Consider the following 16,416-nt stretch of genomic DNA (forward strand, 5'->3'; position numbering starts at 1 on the left):
AGAAATAACTTACAGACTTCCAGCCACTTTGGTCGCCACCTCCGCAGGCACCCAAGGCTTCCAGACCTGCGGCTGATCACGCAGGAACGCCTGCGCCACCACTCTCGGCTGCAAACGCTTTTCGCTCATCCCGGCCAAGGTCTGGTTCAACAGATCAATCGGCAGATCAACCTTTTCAAAGAACGTTACCAGTTCCGGGTACTGCGCCTTGAACGGCGCCGACACACCAATCGCCAGACTCGCCGGCATCGAACGGGTGCCTTTGGGATTCGGGTTATTGGCATCGGCCAGGGTCTTCCAGGCCTCGGCATCGAACGGCGGCTCTTCCAGTTTGACCAGTTTGAAGCGGCCGAGCAGCGGCGTCGGTGACCAGTAGTAGAACAGCACCGGTTTACCCCGTTTGATCGACGACGCTACCTCGGCATCCAGTGCCGCGCCGGAACCGGTGCGGAAGTTGACGAAGCTGTCGTTCAGCGCATAAGCCTTGAGCTTCTGGCTGTTTACGATCTCCGAGGTCCAGCCGGTCGGGCTATTGAGGAAGCGTCCGCGTGAAGGGTCTTCCGGGTCACGGAACACGTCTTTGTAGCGCGGCAGATCCGCCACCGACTTCAACTCTGGCGCCAGTGGTTTTATCCCGCGCTCGGGGTCGCCCTTGATCACATATTCCGGCACCCACCAGCCTTCGGTGGCGCCCTTGACTGTGTCACCGAGGCCAAACACCTTGCCTTCTGCGGCAGCCTTGACCCAGGCCGGACTGCGCCCGGCCCATTCCTCACCGATCACCTGAATGTCATTTTTCGCCAGCGCGGCCTCAAGGCTGACCGTGCTGCCGGGCAAGGTGTCGGTCGGGTAACCGTAGCCTTTCTCAACGATCAGACGCAGCACTTCGGTAATGAAACTGCCGCTTTCCCAAGTGATGTCGCCGAAGTGAATCGGCGCGGTTTTCTCCGCCGCCGAAACAGCGCCGATGCTAAGGCTGAAGGCCAGCAGCGAAGTGCCGAGCAGGGTTTTGATCGATCTCATGCAGACCTCTTGTCTTCCATAAATTGGTTGGCGCTATGGCGATCGCACAGCGCTTGGGAACGGCTCATGTACTCGCTGACCGAACGCTGGGAAATGCCCAGTTCGGCAGCGATTTGCGGGTAGGTCAGGCCGTCGATGCGGGCGAGCAGAAACGCTGTGCGAACCTTGCCGGGCAGGCGCTGCAAGCTGTGATCAAGGCGCTTGAGGGTTTGTGACAGTTGAACCAGTTCTTCAGGCGAGGCGGCGTAATTGACGTCGATCTGCTGGCGATATCCGCGCTCCAGATCTCCACGCCGCCAGCGCTGGTAAAGCAGGCGTTGGGCGATGGTCGTCAACAAGGCGCGGGGTTCGCGGATGGCTCTTAACGCCGGGGCTTCGAGCAACTGCGCAAAGGTCTCGGAGGCGATGTCTTCGCTGCTGGCCGCGTCGTGCAGATGACCGCGCAGATAGGCACAGAGCCAGCGATAGTGGACGCGAAACAGACTGTCCACGGTATGACGATGGGAAAGGTCGGCGCCGGACATAGGGGCTCCTTGATAGGGGGTCGCTGAATGTCCGGTGTTCCGGTGGCGCGATCGTAGCAAGGCGCCTTATTCGTTAAAAATACTTAAAATGAATTTTTATATTCCATTTACAAATAAAAGATCGAAAGATCGCAGCCTTCGGCAGCTCCTACACCAATCCCCTGTAGGAGCTGCCGAAGGCTGCGATCTTTAGCGCAAGCGGCCATAGCCAAGTCCTTCAGCCTCACGCTGATAGTCGAGCAGGATTTGATAATCGCGCTCACTGGCCGCAAACACCTCAGGCAATCCCAAGGTCTGTGCGACATCAGGGAGTTCGCGCAAGGTTTCATTCATTACCTGTCGGAGCTGCTCGATCTGCTCGTCCGTGGCACTGGCGACCGTAATGAACGGCAGGGTCGGGCTCAGGGCACTGCGCGCAATCACCTGCAAGGCACGGACTTCTTCCGGCGCATATTGCGCCAGATAGGCGTAGGTAACGCTGTCGATGGCAGCCAGATCGGCGCGGTTTTCGCGCAACCAGCGCAGGCTCTCGCGATGTCCCCCGCTGGTGCCGACCGAGGCGAAGAATTGTCCGTCCTGATGCAGCGGCGCGAGGCGCTGACGGAACAGGTTCATGCCACTGTTGGAGTCCTGACTGTTGATCACCCCGCGACTGTCACGGAACTCTGCGAGGGTTGTGCGCCGGTCATCAGCACGGCTGAGGATCAGGCTGCAATGGTAGCCGGCGCTGGCGTCGGGGAGTTCGTAGCGTGGGCGGCCGACGATGCGCACTTGTCCGCGCAAAGCGGTCATCAGCGGGTAGCCACAGGTTTGCGTGAGCAGCAGATCGGGGGATAACCAGAGTTCGGGTAATGACAGGCCTTCAGCGCTCAGGCGGGTGTGGCCAAGCTGCTCAAGGATGCGCGCAATCCAGCGCTCATTGGCCGCGCGGATCGGCTCGGGGGCGACGTACATCAGGAGTTCGGTGTGGTGTTGGGTCATACACATTTTTCCCGAGTTACAAATATCCAATGTGGGAGCGAGCCTGCTCGCGAAAGCGCTGGGTCAGACAACAGATTCATCAACTGACACGACGCCTTCGCGAGCAGGCTCGCTCCCACAGGGTTTTGTGGTGTTCTTGGGTCAGTGGAACGGATGCTCGGGACTGTCGATCGGCCTAAAGACATTGCGTTGCCAGAACTCGCCATACCCTTGCACCAGAAACCCGCCACTGCGCGCGATCCACTGCTCGCGATGCATCCGGTAAACCGTCGGCAAGTCGTACCATGCAAGCTTCGGCAAGTCGTGATGCACCAGATGAAAATTCAGATTCAGGAACAACCAGCGCCATGGCCAACCGGCCTCATTGAGCACCGTGCGTTGTTCCGGTTGCGCATGCGGACGGTGTTCATAGTAGGAACGGATCATCGCGACCGATAGCGCCGGCACGCTGATCAGCAGCAGGTAATGCCAGACCGGAAGCACACTGAAACGGGCGATGAACCCCAGCATCAGCAGGGTGAACGCGCCGTGGGTCAGCCACATCAGCCATGCCTGGCGTTCGCCATTCTTCAGCCGCTGCAGTTCTTCACCAGCGAGCGCCAACAATGCCAGGGGGGCGCCCAATGCGAAACGGCCGAGCACGGTTTTGTTCAACCAGTACAAGCTGCGTTCGAACAGCGAACTGCCCTGCCAGCCAGCGCGGGTCAGGTAACGGCTCTCCGGATCGACGCCGGGCACAGTCAGATCCTCATCACGGTGATGCAACAAATGGCTGTCGCGATACAGCGTGTACGGATACCAGACCGCGAATGGCGCGTAGCCGAGGATTTTGTTGAGCAAGGTCCAGCGCGTCGGATGCCCGTGGAGCAATTCGTGCTGCACTGACAGCCACAGGACCAGTAGCGGAATTAGCAGCAGCGTGCTCAAGCCACGACCGAGCCACTGACTATTGAGCACAATGGCAAACCAGCCGCCATAGACGCCGATCAGCAACAGCCAGGTCGGCCATTCGGTGCGGGCGGTGAACCGCTGGCGCAGGATTTCGATCTGCTGACGATGGGCGGCGTCGAAGTAATGGGGCATGGCATTGCTCGGAACGGGATTGATCCCCTTCTGTGCAACGACGCGGCGCAATCTTGCAGATTATTTTCAGATCAAGGCAGGAGCCCGAGAACCGGGCTCCGGAAAGACGTGATCAATGGCCGAAAATGTCGACTTTCTTGGCTTTCTTCTCTGCGCGTTTTTCAATCGCGGTCTTGGCCGGTTTCTTCTTCGCGGCTTTCTTTGAATCCATACCTTTGGACATGATGCGTACTCCACTCACAGGGGATGTGAGGTCAGGTATACACCTATCCAGAGCCGTGCGTTCTTTTATAATCGGCGCTTTGCCCACCGACAGTCCGATCCCATGCCCGACACCCAATACAGCCTGCTCGACGAGTCGTTATGGCCGTTGATGAACAAGTTTTACCGCAGCCATCAATCATCGATGAAAGCCGTTCGCGATGCGCAATTGTGGGTAGCGAGGCGCGGAGAAATCGTTGGCGCGTTGTGCTTGCGGCCGGTGGCGGGTGGGCATTGGTTGACCGGGTTGTTTGTTGATCCGGGCTGTCGTGAACAGGGGATTGCAGCGCAGTTGATCGCGGCGGCGGTGCTTGATGTGAACGAGCCGGTTTGGCTGTTCTGTCATCCGGATTTGCGTGAATTTTATGAGCGACGCGGGTTCACCTTCGATCCGGCCCTGCCGCAAGCGATGGCGGAGCGCTTGAGCCGGTATGCGCGGAGCAAGCCGATGATTGCGATGGAACTTGTTTAAAGATCAAAAGATCGCAGCCTTCGGCAGCTCCTACACCGATCCCTGTAGGAGCTGCCGAAGGCTGCGATCTTTTGATTCTGGTTAGTCGTCGGCTGTGGGATCGAGATCCGGGAACATCACTTCAGTGAAGCCGAATTTGCTGAAGTCAGTGATCCGCGACGGGTACAAGCGGCCGATCAGGTGATCGCATTCGTGCTGCACAACCCGTGCGTGGAAACCCGACGCAATGCGCACAATCGGCTCGCCCTTCGGATCAAAACCCTCATAGCGAATCTGCTGATAACGCTCCACCGCGCCACGCAACCCCGGCACCGACAGGCAGCCTTCAAAGCCCTCTTCCGTAAGCGGACTCAGCGGCGTGATCAGCGGATTGATCAGGATCGTCTGTGGCACTGCTTCAGCGTCCGGGTAACGTTCGCTGTGTTCGAAACCAAAGATCACCAATTGCAGATCGACACCGATCTGCGGCGCGGCCAAGCCAACGCCACCGACGCTTTCCATGGTCTGGAACATATCGTCGATCAGTTGCCACAGCTCAGGGCTGTCGAACATCTCGGCCGGCACTGGCGGGGCGATACGCAGCAGGCGCTCGTCGCCCATTTTCAGAATTTCACGGATCATGATCAGACTTCGTCAGTGTCCGGCTTGAGCGAATGATCGCGGCCCAGGCCCGAGACGTGTTGTTTGGGATGTTCATCGAGTTCGCCGGGGACTTTCTCACCCGCATCCTTGCCCTCGCTGGACATGTGTTCGATCACCGCGTTCATCTCGGCGCCGAGCAATAGCACCGCGGCGGAAATGTAGAAGTACAGCAACAGCACGATGATCGCCCCGATGCTGCCATACATCGCGTTGTAGTTGGCGAAGGTTTTTACGTAGAAGGCGAACCCCAACGAGGCGATGATCCACACCACCACGGCCAACACAGAACCGGGTGTGATGAAACGGAATTCCTGTTTGACGTCGGGCATCACGTAGTAGATCAGTGCCACGGCGACCATCATCAGAATCACGATCACCGGCCAGCGTGCAATCGTCCACACGGTGACGATGAAGTCTTCCAGTCCCACTTGCGCGGCGATCCAGCCCATCACCTGCGGCCCGAGCACCATCAGCGCGGCGGCCACCAGCAGCATGCCGGCAATGCCGACGGTGTAGACAATCGACAATGGGAAGCGCTTCCAGACCGGTCGGCCTTCGACCACGTCGTACGCCGCGTTCATCGCACTCATCATCAAGCGCACACCGGCGGAGGCGGTGTACAGGGCGATAACGATACCGACGGAAAGCAGGCCACCCTTGGACTGCTGCAACTGGTCGATCACCGGATTGACCTGCTCCAGCGCCTGCGGTGGCAGGACCAGTTCCGACTGCAGGCGCAGCCAGGAGAAAAAGTCCGGCAGGTGCAGGAAACCGATCAGGGCGATCAGGAACAGAATGAACGGGAACAGCGAGAACAGCATCTGGTAAGCCAGTGCCGAGGCGTAGGTCGACATCTCGTCGTCGACGAATTCAGTGACCGTGCGCACCATCACCCGGTGCAGGGGCAGACCTTTCATGTCCGGAAAAATCATTCGCGTCTCCTTTCGCCGCAGAACAGGTTGAAGTCGTGGCGACTCAGGGGCGTTTTTTACATCACGTTAGCCTGTTTGGCGAACCTCGTTGGGTTGCTGCAGGCTTTTGACACAAAAACGGCCATCCTTGGATGGCCGCTCGTGTATTTCGTTCAAGGCTGAATTACGCCTTGTCGACGCCTTTTTTGACCGCGTCCTTGGCTTTGCCGACGGCTTGCTGGGCTTCGCCTTTTTTCTCTTGAATCTTGCCTTCGGCTTGCAGCTTGGTGTTGTCGGTGGCTTTACCGACGCCTTGCTTGACGTTGCCGACCGCTTCGTTGGCCATGCCTTTTACTTTATCGCCTGTGCTACTCATGGTGTTTCTCCTTGGTGCAATTAGGGGGAAAAGTCAGTACGTAATGATTGACTGGCCGGGTTTGCGCCAAGTTTCATTTATTTTCAGGGGCTCATTTCGTCGTGGCATGCAGGTTGGGCTTTATGTTTGCGTGCGTAGCCCCGAGAATGCGCAACATATGGGCGCCAAACGCCAGGAACCGATCCCGCAGGAATGTTATGAAACTCGATAAAACGCAGGCCATCGCCCGACGCAACAAGGAACTGGGCGGTGCCGTGCTCGGCACCAACAACTGCCACTTCGCCGAACTGAACCGCAACCGCAACATCTGGTGGTTCGACCTGCCAGTGTCGCGTCTGGCCATCGGTCAGTACGAGTGGATTCACCTGCTGATGCACACCCCGGCCACCGATGAACTGCTGCACCTGAAAGTGCCGACGGTGTTTTTGCGTGAAAAGCTTGAAGGGCTGGTGATTCGCAACGAAGGCAAGCGTAAAGCGGCATTGAGCCTGGAATTGAGTGCGGACAAGGATTCGTATCTGCAGGACATGCGTCCGGCGGGGACCAACGTGAATTTCGCGCCGTTCCGTCAGTAGGATTTGTGCTGTCCCCTTTTCCCCTCACCCTAGCCCTCTCCCAGAGGGAGAGGGAACTGACCGAGTTGTTTGGGCGAGCTACATCGACCTGAAATATCGAGTCGAACTCAGGTTCTGAACAGCACCCTTCGGCTCCCACCCCTCCTCGCCCATTGGGAAAAGGAACTGACCGAGGTATTCGGGCGAGATACACCGACCCAAGATGTCGAGTCGAACTCAGATTCTGAAAAGCCCCACGATCGGCTCCCTTCCCCCTCGCCCCCCTGGGGGAGAGGGTTGGGGTGAGGGGGTAGGATTTACCGGACTCTGCAAACTCCCCGCATACACCAACAAAAAGCCCCGCATCTGCGGGGCTTCGTGTTTTTTAAGCGGCGGACCTGGCCTTGATCTTCTTCAGCTCTTCATCCCGCAACTCACGGCGCAGGATCTTGCCGACGTTGGTGGTCGGCAGCGCATCGCGGAACTCCACCGAACGCGGCACCTTGTAGCCCGTGACGTTGGCGCGCATGTGATCCATCACCTGTTCTTTCGTCAGGGTCACACCTGGCTTGGCAACGATGAAGATCTTGATCGCCTCGCCCGACTTCTCGTCCGGCACGCCGATGGCCGCGCACTGCAACACGCCCGGCAGGGTCGCCAGTACGTCTTCCAGTTCGTTCGGGTAGACGTTGAAACCGGAGACCAGAATCATGTCTTTCTTGCGATCGACAATACGCATGTAGCCGTCCGGCTGGATCAGCGCGATGTCACCGGTCTTCAACCAGCCTTCGCTGTCGAGCATTTCATCGGTGGCTTCCTGACGCTGCCAGTAGCCCTTCATCACTTGCGGACCCTTGACGCACAGCTCGCCGATTTCACCCAGCGGCTGCTCGACACCGTTATCGTCGATGACTTTGCACAGGGTAGATGGCACGGGAATACCGATGGTGCCGATCTGAATGTTCTGGATCGGGTTGACCGTGGCCACCGGGCTGGTTTCGGTCATGCCGTAACCTTCGCAGATAGCGCAACCGGTCACCGCTTTCCAGCGCTCGGCAGCGGCCAGTTGCAGGGCCATACCACCGGACAAGGTGACTTTCAGCGCCGAGAAATCCAGCTTGCGGAAACCTTCGTTGTTGCACAGCGCCACGAACAACGTGTTGAGACCGACGAAACCGCTGAACTTCCACTTCGACAGTTCTTTGACCATCGCCGGCAGGTCGCGCGGGTTGCTGATCAGGATATTGTGGTTGCCGATCAGCATCATCGCCATGCAATGAAAGGTGAACGCATAGATGTGGTACAGCGGCAGCGGCGTGATCAGGATTTCGCAACCTTCATTGAGGTTGGAACCCATCAGCGCCTTGCACTGCAGCATGTTGGCGACGAGGTTGCGGTGGGTCAGCATTGCGCCTTTGGCCACGCCCGTGGTGCCGCCGGTGTATTGCAGCACCGCCACGTCACCGCTGTGCGGATTGGCTTCGGCCACCGGCTGGCCCTGCCCCTTGCTCAGCACCTCGTTGAACTTGACTGCTTTGGGCAGGTGATAGGCCGGGACCATTTTCTTCACGTACTTGATGACGCTGTTGATCAGCAGGCGCTTGATCGGCGGCAGCAGGTCGGCGACTTCAGTGACGATGACGTGTTTGACGCCGGTTTTCGGCACCACGGCTTCAGCCAGGTGCGCCATGTTTGCCAGGCACACCAGCGCCTTGGCACCGGAGTCATTGAATTGGTGTTCCATTTCCCGCGCGGTGTACAGCGGGTTGGTGTTGACCACGATCAGCCCGGCGCGGATCGCACCGAAGACGGCCACCGGGTACTGCAGAACGTTGGGCAGTTGCACGGCGATTCGATCGCCGGGCTGCAAATCGGTATGCTGTTGCAGATACGCGGCAAACGCACCGGACAATTCGTACAATTCACCGTAGGTGATTGTCTTGCCCAGGTTGCTGAAAGCCGGTTTGTTGGCGAAGCGTTGGCAGGATTGCTTCAACACTGCCTGAATGTTCGGATACTCGTCCGGATTGATGTCGGCAGCAATTCCAGCCGGGTATTTATCCTTCCAAAAGTCTTCGATCATGGAAGCCCACTCCTCAGCAACGCGAATTCTTCACCGCATTTGATGCGATTATTATTGGTGTGTGTTTGGTATTGGTGAATCTGGCTTTTATATAGGCCGAGAAGTCACAAAGCGCGCCGAGAGTAGCAGCTTTGCCAAGGGTCGACTAGAGCCAAAAGCGGCCCCTACAGTCATTATCATGACTCAAGACTATCTAGCAGTCATTTTAGAGCAAAAATCCTAGATAACCTTGAAAGCCCCGGTTTTCGGGGACTTAAAGCAAAAGATCGCAGCCTTCGGCAGCTCCTGTAGGAAATGCATTCCAAGGTAGGCGCTGCCGAAGGCTGCGATCTTTTCGCTTCTGGTGTTTAAGCGATATCGCGCAACTCGCGCCGCAGAATTTTCCCGACAGGCGTCATCGGCAATGACTCACGCAACACGATGTGTTTCGGCACTTTGTACGCGGTGAAATTCTCTTTGCAGTAGGCCTTGAGTTCTTCGAGACTGACCCCGGTTTCCCGCGCCACCACAAACAGCTTCACCGCCTCGCCCGAGCGCTCGTCCGGCACACCGATCACCGCGCAGTTGGCGACTTTCGGGTGCGCCATCACCACGTCTTCAATTTCATTCGGATAAACGTTGAAACCGGAGACGATGATCATGTCCTTCTTGCGATCGACGATGCGCACGAAACCGTCCGGGTCGATCACCGCAATATCGCCGGACTTGAACCAGCCCTCGGCATCCAGCACTTCGGCCGTGGCTTCCGGTTTGTGCCAGTAGCCCTTCATGATCTGCGGGCCTTTGATGCACAACTCGCCGCGCTCGCCCATCGGCTGCTCGACACCGTCATCGTTGATGACTTTCAGCAACGTGCCCGGCACCGGCAAACCGACAGTGCCCAGACGCGACTGATCACCGTACGGGTTGGTACAGGCCACGGGTGAGGTTTCGGTCAGGCCGTAACCTTCGGTGATGCGGCAACCAGTCATCTGCTCCCAACGCTCGGCGGTGGCCTTGACCAGCGCGGTGCCGCCAGAGTTGGTGAGCTTCAAGCTGGAGAAATCGAGGGTCTTGAAATCCGGGTGATCCATCAGCGCCACGAACAAAGTGTTCAAGCCCAGCAGCGCCGAGAAGCGCCAGTTTTTCAGCTCCTTGATGAACCCGGCGATATCGCGCGGGTTGGTAATCAGCACGTTGTGGTTGCCGGAAACCATCATGCACATGCAGTTCGCGGTGAAGGCATAGATGTGATACAGCGGCAGCGGCGCGATCATCACTTCCTGGCCTTCGCGCAGCAGCGGCTGGCCGTCCGGGCCGAGTTGCGCGAGACAGGCGCGCACTTGTTGCATGTTCGCCACCAGATTGCCGTGGGTCAGCATCGCGCCCTTGGCCAGGCCGGTGGTGCCGCCGGTGTATTGCAACACGGCGATGTCGTCGAGGCTGGCTTTCAGCGGCTTGATACCCAGACCCCGGCCCATGCGCAGTGCGCTTTTGAAGGAGATCGCCTGCGGCAGCGAATACGCCGGGACCATTTTCTTCACTTTGCTGACCACGGTATTCACCAGCCAACCCTTGGCGGCGGGCATCAGATCGCCCATCTTCGCTTCGATCAGGTATTGAATGTCGGTGTCGGGCAGCACTTCCTGGACTTTCTGGCCGAACATGTTCAGGTACACCAGCGCCCGCGCCCCGGAATCCTTGAACTGGTGGCGCATCTCCCGCGCGGTGTACAACGGGTTGGTGTTGACCACGATCAGCCCCGCGCGCAAGGCACCGAACACGGCAATCGGATAATGCAGGACATTGGGCATCTGCACCGCGATGCGATCGCCCGGCACCAGATCGGTATGCGCTTGCAGGTAACCGGCGAACGCGGCGCTCTGGCGTTCGAGTTCGGCGTAGGTCAGGGTGATGCCCATGTTGCTGAATGCCGGGCGGTCGGCGAACTTCTTGCAGGAACGCTCGAATACCTCGATCACCGACTTGAACTCACCCATGTCGATGTCCAGCGGTACGCCGGCCGGGCGTTTGTCGTTCCAGAAATCAGGTTGCATTGTTCTTGTCCTCTTTACCTGAGCCGATCCGGGGCCGCTTTCTGTCATTTCTGAAAAAGCGGAGCTTCACGGACACTAGCAGCTATGGCCATGGAGGCAAATATGGACAAAGCCGTCATTGATCGTGTGAATCTTCCTGCCGTGGCGTGGGCTGATCAGACGCGCTATACAATGTTCCGACTCTGAGCAAAGGAAGCGCCATGATCCACGACACCCTATGGCTGGATGCGAGTGACCGCAGCCGCCTCTTCGTCAATCAATGGCTGCCGGCAGCGCCGTTGAAAGCGGTGATCCTGCTGGCCCATGGCATGGCAGAACACAGCGGCCGCTATGCGCGACTGGCCGAAACGTTTTGCGACAAAGGATATGGCGTGTATGCCCCGGATTTGCGCGGACATGGCAAAACCGCCAATTACGGCACCCTTGGCCACTTCGCCGATGACGATGGCTGGTGCAAAGTGCTCGGCGATCTGGCCAGCCTCAATCAACACATCGGCCAGCAACACCCCGGTGTACCGATCATCCTGTTGGGGCACAGCATGGGCAGCTACCTCGCCCAAGGTTATCTGCTGCACCACAGCGCCAGCCTGAACGGGGCGATTCTCAGTGGTTCAAACTTTCAGCCCGTTGCGCTGTACAGCGCCGCGCGGCAAATCGCCCGTCTGGAAAAACTGCGTCAGGGTGGCAAGGGTCGCAGTGCGCTGATCGAATGGCTGTCGTTCGGCTCGTTCAATAACAAATTCAAACCGGCGCGCACACCGTTCGACTGGTTGAGCCGCGACCCGGCCGAGGTTGACCTGTACGCCAACGACCCGCTGTGTGGCTTTCGCTGCACCAATCAACTGTGGATCGACCTGCTCGGCGGCTTGCAGCAGATCAGCAAAGCGTCCAATCTCGCGCAGATCGACCCGGGCCTGCCGCTGCTGGTAATCGGCGGCGAATGTGATCCGGTGAGTGAAGGCAAGCGTCTGACAGATCTGGCCAACGCCTTGCGCACGGCCGGCAGCCAAAACCTGCAACTGCAGATCTACCCGCAGGCGCGGCACGAATTGTTCAACGAAACCAACCGCGATGAAGTGATCGCTGATGTGCTGGCCTGGATCGATCAGGCCCTGAGCCATCCGCGCCCTCATCGCAGCGAATAATTTTTTCTGGATTCACTGAATCCGTTACAGGAACCGAGACCGATGACCCAGGTTACCAACATCCCTTACGAAGCCCTCGAAGTCGGCCAGACCGCCAGCTACAGCAAGACCGTCGAAGAGCGCGACATCCAACTGTTTGCCGCGATGTCGGGTGACCACAACCCGGTGCACCTGGACGCCGAGTTTGCCGCCGCGAGCATGTTCAAGGAGCGTATCGCTCACGGCATGTTCAGCGGTGCGCTGATCAGTGCCGCAGTGGCGTGCGAGTTGCCTGGGCCGGGCACTATTTATATCGGTCAGCAAATGAGCTTTCAGAAACCGGTGAAGATCGGTGACACGCTGACAGTGCGTCTGGAAATCCTCGAGAAGCTGCCGAAGTTTCGTGTGCGCATTGCCACTCGTGTATTCAACCAGCGTGATGAGCTGGTGGTGGATGGCGAGGCGGAGATTCTGGCGCCGCGCAAGCAGCAGACGGTGACGTTGCCGACGCTGCCGGCGATTAGCATTGGCTGATTGATTTGTGGTGTGTCAGTGAGAGCTTTCCCCCTCACCCCAGCCCTCTCCCCCAGGGGGGCGAGGGGGAAAGGGAGCCGATCTATGTAGACTTCAAATCGCTAGTTCGACTCGGTATCTCAGGTTGATGTACCTCGAAGAACACCCCGATCAGTCCCCTCTCCCTCCGGGAGAGGGCTAGGGTGAGGGGCTCTTGCTCTTGCTCTTGCTTTTCCCAGCCCCATAAAAAAACGCCAGACTAGCTGGCGTTTTTTGTAACCGGCAAACGCTTACGAACGAGCACGAGCCTGGTTACGCAGGGCTTTCACCTGGTCGTGGTTACGTTGCACGCCGTGGTATTGGCGCTCAACCAGGTCACGAATGCCTACCAGGTTGTGCTTGTTGATTTTCTCGATGGCTTCGCGATAAGCCTTCAGCGCATGGTCTTCACCGCGCTCGGCTTCGTTCAGCACTGCCTCTTCGTCTTTGCCAGTGAACATGGCTTTGACGTCGACCCAGCGACGGTGCAGGTCACCGCTGACGCTGGTGGAAGTTTCCGGATCGCCGCCGAGCTTGCGAACTTCAGCTTGCAGCTCAGCTGCAGCAGTCGCGCAATCGGCAGAACGAGTAACAAACAGGGTTTTCAGTTCTGGATGCTTGATGTCTTCAGCGCAAGTCTTGAACCCTTCCTGACCGTCCTTGCTGGTTTCAATCAGGTCATTGAGTACAGAGATGGCTTCTTTATTCATGTCGGTCATTTTTCAATTCCTTGCGATTGGTTGAAGATGCAAGGGATATTGCAGTGAGCGTGCCAGCTTTTTTATTTATATATTTTCTTTATTTATCAGTAAGTTAAAGATAATTGAACTATCTGTATCACTGTTATTTGCATGATCTGTCATTTGGCCTGCATGCAGAATGCCTGTATTTTCCAAGCTGATTTGAAGCCAGACGAAATCTCTGATGAATCCCGAAAAACTCGAACTGCTGATCACCCGCGAAATGCCCTTCGGCAAGTACAAGGGCCGGATCATTGCCGACCTGCCGGGGCCATACCTGAACTGGTTTGCCCGCGAAGGTTTCCCGCACGGCGAACTCGGCGGCCTGCTCGCGCTGATGCAGGAGATCGACCATAACGGCCTCTCGGACCTGCTCGAACCGCTGCGCGCCAAACACGGCAAACCTGCCCCGCGCCACTGAAGCGCCCTCCTCTCTAGAGTCTGCCGACCATGCCCGATAACACCCGCCGCGCCCGTGACGAAGCCTTTTGGCAAACGTTCGCCGACCGTTACGACGTTCAACCCGGCCCCGTGAACCTGGAAAACGGTTACTTCGGGCGCATGTCGCGCACGGTAATCGAGGAGTACCAACGCAATATCGAGCTCATCAACACCAGTAACTCGGTGTATGTGCGCCAGCGTTTCGAGCAGCACGACAACCTCGACATTCGCGCGCAATTGGCCGAATTGATCGGCGTACGCGCGCAAAGCGTGGCTTTCACCCGCAACGCCACCGAAGGCCTGCAATCGCTGATTCGCAACTACAACCGCTTGCAGCCGGGCGATCAAGTACTGATCAGTGATCTGGAATACGACACGGTCAAAGGCGCCATGCGCTGGCTGGCCAGACATCGCGGCGCCGAGGTCATCGAGATTGCCCACGCGCACCCGGCGAGTTTCGATAGCCTGCTGGAGACTTACCGCGAAGCTTTCAGCGGCCAGCCGAAGATCAAGCTGATGGCCCTGACTCATGTCACTCACCGCACCGGTCTGGTCATGCCGGTGCAAGCCATCGCCGCACTCGCCAAGGAGCATGGCATCGATGTCATCCTCGACGGCGCCCACGCGCTCGGTCAAATCGATTTCGATCTTGAAGCACTGGGCATCTCTTTCGCCGGATTCAACCTGCACAAATGGATCGGCGCGCCACTCACCCTCGGCTTCCTCTATATCGCGCCACAGCGCCTGACCGATATCGATCCGGACATGGGTGAAATGCATTACCCGGTTAATGACATTCGGGCACGCACGTCTTACAGCACGCCCAACATTCCAGCGCTGATGACGTTGCCGCTGGTGTTCGAGGAGCACCGCTCACTCGGCGGTGCGCCGGCCAAAGGCGCTCGCGTCAATTATCTGCGCAATCTGTGGGTCAGCGCGGTGCGACACTTGCCGGGTATCGAGGTGATGACGCCAGACGATCCACGGCTGTATTGCGGCATCACCTCGCTGCGCTTCACCCGGCACGACAATCAGCAGGCGATGGCCGAGCGTCTGCTCAACGACTACAACCTGTTCACCGTGGTGCGCAACGGCGCCGCCAGCGGGCCGAGCATCCGTATCACTCCGGGGCTGACCACCACCGCTGCCGACATGCAGTTGCTGGTGCGCGCGCTGAGCGAACTGCGCTAAAACACTGTGATCAGGTATTTGTCGTAGCCCGCCACGCCGATCTGCGATGACACCGCAAAGGTGTCGACGCCGATCGTCAGACTGCCGAAGTAGCCGTCCTCCGGGTCGTCGTCTGCAAGGGGGCGTAACGCTAGCCGAACGGCATCGTCATCCACGGCAGTGCAATTCCAGACGCAGGGCAGATGCAGGCGCCCTGCCCAGGCCTCCTGGTACGACTGCGGTTGTTGATCATCACTGGCAATGGCGACACTCAGAGCGATGCACGTGAAGGCAGTGTGCCGATCCGGGTAAAGGCTGGTGAAACGAACGATGCCCTTACTGTCGGTCGACTGGCTGCCGCACAGAATGTCGGTGCCAATGCGCTGCTCGATGCGGACCACGGCGCCGCTGACCGGCTCGCCGGTCATGGCATCAACCAGGCCCAGACGCAATATAAGGGGCAAGCCTTCGATACCCGCGCTGATGTTGCGCACCTTGCCTTGGCTGTTGTGCCAATCGAAACTGCCCACCACGGGCAACTGGCGCGGGCGCAGGGCGTTGGCTGATAAAGCTACAGATTGATGGTCGTCCATGAGGCGTTCTCTCTTCCGTAAGATGAACGCAGATTAGCGTCACGCAAACGCAGTTGTGCGGTAACTATGTATCGCCTGATGTCCCGGCACTTTCTTCAAGGCAAAAAAAAACGGTGCACCGACCAAGCGCACCGTAAAGCCGTAGAACACACAACGAAGTGTCTGGTAACAATCAGTCCAGCAGCGCCAGTGCCTCGGCGGTGCATTCCTGAATACGGGCCCAGTCGCCGTTCTTGATCCACTCCGGATCAAGCATCCAGCTACCGCCCACGCACATGACATTTTTCAGCGCCATGTAGTTCTTGATGTTGGCCGGGCCGACGCCGCCAGTCGGGCAGAATTTCACTTCGCCGAACGGGCCGCCGAGGGCTTTGATTGCCGCCACGCCACCACTGACTTCAGCCGGGAACAGCTTGAAGCGGCGATAACCCAGACCGTAGCCTTCCATGATGCCGGAGGCGTTGCTGATGCCCGGCAACAGCGGAATCGGGCTGTCGACGCTGGCTTCCAGCAAATCACGGGTGATGCCCGGGGTGACGATGAACTGCGAACCGGCAGCTTCGGCAGCCGCGAGCATGTTGCGATCGAGCACGGTGCCGGCACCGGTCATCAGTTCCGGGCGCTGGTCGCGCAGGATCTGGATGGCTTTGAGGCCGAACTGCGAACGCAGGGTCACTTCCAGCGCGGTGAGGCCACCGGCAGCCAGAGCGTCGGCCAGCGGCAGCACGTCCTGTTCGCGAGCGATGGTGATCACCGGCAGGATCCGCGCTTTGGCGCAGAGGCTGTCGATCAGGGCAACTTTGTCCGCCATGGAAACGGTCGGGGATGGGGTTGTCATAGCGGCTGTTCC

At 58.4% G+C, this 16,416-nt stretch carries 18 protein-coding genes; 6 read left to right on the plus strand and 12 right to left on the minus strand.

The window, feature by feature from the left end:
- Positions 1-9 precede the first annotated feature (9 nt).
- From F8N44_RS24645 to F8N44_RS24665, 4 genes are all read right to left on the minus strand, one after another.
- Complete coding sequence (locus F8N44_RS24645) at positions 10-1,023, minus strand: ABC transporter substrate-binding protein (protein ID WP_150652124.1); 1,014 nt, start codon at positions 1,021-1,023, stop codon at positions 10-12.
- Positions 1,020-1,547: a sigma-70 family RNA polymerase sigma factor gene (locus F8N44_RS24650; protein ID WP_150652125.1), complete on the minus strand. Its 528-nt coding sequence runs from the start codon at positions 1,545-1,547 to the stop codon at positions 1,020-1,022. The genes F8N44_RS24645 and F8N44_RS24650 overlap by 4 nt, the downstream gene beginning before the upstream one ends.
- 189 nt (positions 1,548-1,736) lie before the next feature.
- Entirely contained in the window at positions 1,737-2,528 is a 792-nt protein-coding gene (locus F8N44_RS24655; RefSeq protein WP_150652126.1) for a phosphate/phosphite/phosphonate ABC transporter substrate-binding protein, read from the minus strand.
- A gap of 141 nt (positions 2,529-2,669) precedes the next feature.
- Entirely contained in the window at positions 2,670-3,611 is a 942-nt protein-coding gene (locus F8N44_RS24665) for a fatty acid desaturase (protein WP_150652127.1), read from the minus strand.
- A 325-nt stretch (positions 3,612-3,936) separates the two neighbouring features.
- Here F8N44_RS24665 and F8N44_RS24670 point away from each other — a divergent pair, with 325 nt between their 5' ends.
- Positions 3,937-4,344: a GNAT family N-acetyltransferase gene (locus F8N44_RS24670; RefSeq protein ID WP_150652128.1), complete on the plus strand. Its 408-nt coding sequence runs from the start codon at positions 3,937-3,939 to the stop codon at positions 4,342-4,344.
- Positions 4,345-4,425: 81 nt separating this feature from the next.
- Here F8N44_RS24670 and def read toward each other — a convergent pair whose 3' ends face one another.
- The 3 genes from def to F8N44_RS24685 all read right to left on the minus strand — a co-directional run bounded on the left by def (position 4,426) and on the right by F8N44_RS24685 (position 6,273).
- Positions 4,426-4,965 (minus strand): peptide deformylase, encoded by a 540-nt coding sequence (def, locus tag F8N44_RS24675; protein ID WP_150652129.1) that lies wholly within the window; start codon positions 4,963-4,965, stop codon positions 4,426-4,428.
- A 2-nt stretch (positions 4,966-4,967) separates the two neighbouring features.
- Positions 4,968-5,918: a YihY/virulence factor BrkB family protein gene (locus F8N44_RS24680; RefSeq protein WP_077574243.1), complete on the minus strand. Its 951-nt coding sequence runs from the start codon at positions 5,916-5,918 to the stop codon at positions 4,968-4,970.
- A 163-nt stretch (positions 5,919-6,081) separates the two neighbouring features.
- Positions 6,082-6,273 (minus strand): CsbD family protein, encoded by a 192-nt coding sequence (locus F8N44_RS24685; RefSeq protein ID WP_008082339.1) that lies wholly within the window; start codon positions 6,271-6,273, stop codon positions 6,082-6,084.
- Between the two features lie 197 nt (positions 6,274-6,470).
- On the opposite strand from F8N44_RS24685, the gene F8N44_RS24690 reads away from it, so the two are divergent.
- Entirely contained in the window at positions 6,471-6,848 is a 378-nt protein-coding gene (locus F8N44_RS24690) for a hypothetical protein (protein WP_007917843.1), read from the plus strand.
- A 364-nt stretch (positions 6,849-7,212) separates the two neighbouring features.
- On the opposite strand, the gene fadD1 is transcribed toward F8N44_RS24690, so the two are convergent.
- Together fadD1 and fadD2 are read right to left on the minus strand one after the other, a co-directional pair.
- Complete coding sequence (gene fadD1, locus F8N44_RS24695; protein ID WP_150652130.1) at positions 7,213-8,910, minus strand: long-chain-fatty-acid--CoA ligase FadD1; 1,698 nt, start codon at positions 8,908-8,910, stop codon at positions 7,213-7,215.
- Positions 8,911-9,257: 347 nt separating this feature from the next.
- Positions 9,258-10,946 carry a long-chain-fatty-acid--CoA ligase FadD2 gene (fadD2, locus tag F8N44_RS24700; RefSeq protein WP_150652131.1) on the minus strand — a complete coding sequence of 563 codons (1,689 nt, stop codon included), beginning with the start codon at positions 10,944-10,946 and terminating at the stop codon, positions 9,258-9,260.
- 200 nt (positions 10,947-11,146) lie between these two features.
- On the opposite strand from fadD2, the gene F8N44_RS24705 reads away from it, so the two are divergent.
- Together F8N44_RS24705 and F8N44_RS24710 are read left to right on the plus strand one after the other, a co-directional pair.
- On the plus strand, positions 11,147-12,091 hold the full coding sequence (locus F8N44_RS24705) for an alpha/beta hydrolase (RefSeq protein WP_150652132.1): 945 nt from the start codon (positions 11,147-11,149) through the stop codon (positions 12,089-12,091).
- Between the two features lie 42 nt (positions 12,092-12,133).
- Positions 12,134-12,604, plus strand: coding sequence for a MaoC family dehydratase (locus tag F8N44_RS24710; RefSeq protein ID WP_003227420.1), 471 nt, complete (start codon positions 12,134-12,136; stop codon positions 12,602-12,604).
- A 269-nt stretch (positions 12,605-12,873) separates the two neighbouring features.
- On the opposite strand, the gene F8N44_RS24715 is transcribed toward F8N44_RS24710, so the two are convergent.
- Positions 12,874-13,341 (minus strand): ferritin-like domain-containing protein, encoded by a 468-nt coding sequence (locus tag F8N44_RS24715; RefSeq protein ID WP_034153383.1) that lies wholly within the window; start codon positions 13,339-13,341, stop codon positions 12,874-12,876.
- 205 nt (positions 13,342-13,546) lie between these two features.
- On the opposite strand from F8N44_RS24715, the gene F8N44_RS24720 reads away from it, so the two are divergent.
- On the plus strand, positions 13,547-13,783 hold the full coding sequence (locus F8N44_RS24720) for a DUF3820 family protein (protein ID WP_003227425.1): 237 nt from the start codon (positions 13,547-13,549) through the stop codon (positions 13,781-13,783).
- Positions 13,784-13,812: 29 nt separating this feature from the next.
- Entirely contained in the window at positions 13,813-14,994 is a 1,182-nt protein-coding gene (locus F8N44_RS24725; RefSeq protein WP_150652133.1) for an aminotransferase class V-fold PLP-dependent enzyme, read from the plus strand.
- Here F8N44_RS24725 and F8N44_RS24730 read toward each other — a convergent pair.
- Positions 14,991-15,566 (minus strand): hypothetical protein, encoded by a 576-nt coding sequence (locus F8N44_RS24730; protein WP_150652134.1) that lies wholly within the window; start codon positions 15,564-15,566, stop codon positions 14,991-14,993. The genes F8N44_RS24725 and F8N44_RS24730 overlap by 4 nt on opposite strands.
- 172 nt (positions 15,567-15,738) lie before the next feature.
- On the minus strand, positions 15,739-16,404 hold the full coding sequence (locus F8N44_RS24735; protein ID WP_150652135.1) for a bifunctional 4-hydroxy-2-oxoglutarate aldolase/2-dehydro-3-deoxy-phosphogluconate aldolase: 666 nt from the start codon (positions 16,402-16,404) through the stop codon (positions 15,739-15,741).
- Between the last annotated feature and the right edge of the window lie 12 nt (positions 16,405-16,416).

This window comes from Pseudomonas fluorescens (assembly GCF_902497745.1).
Taxonomy (GTDB): domain Bacteria; phylum Pseudomonadota; class Gammaproteobacteria; order Pseudomonadales; family Pseudomonadaceae; genus Aquipseudomonas; species Aquipseudomonas fluorescens_BM.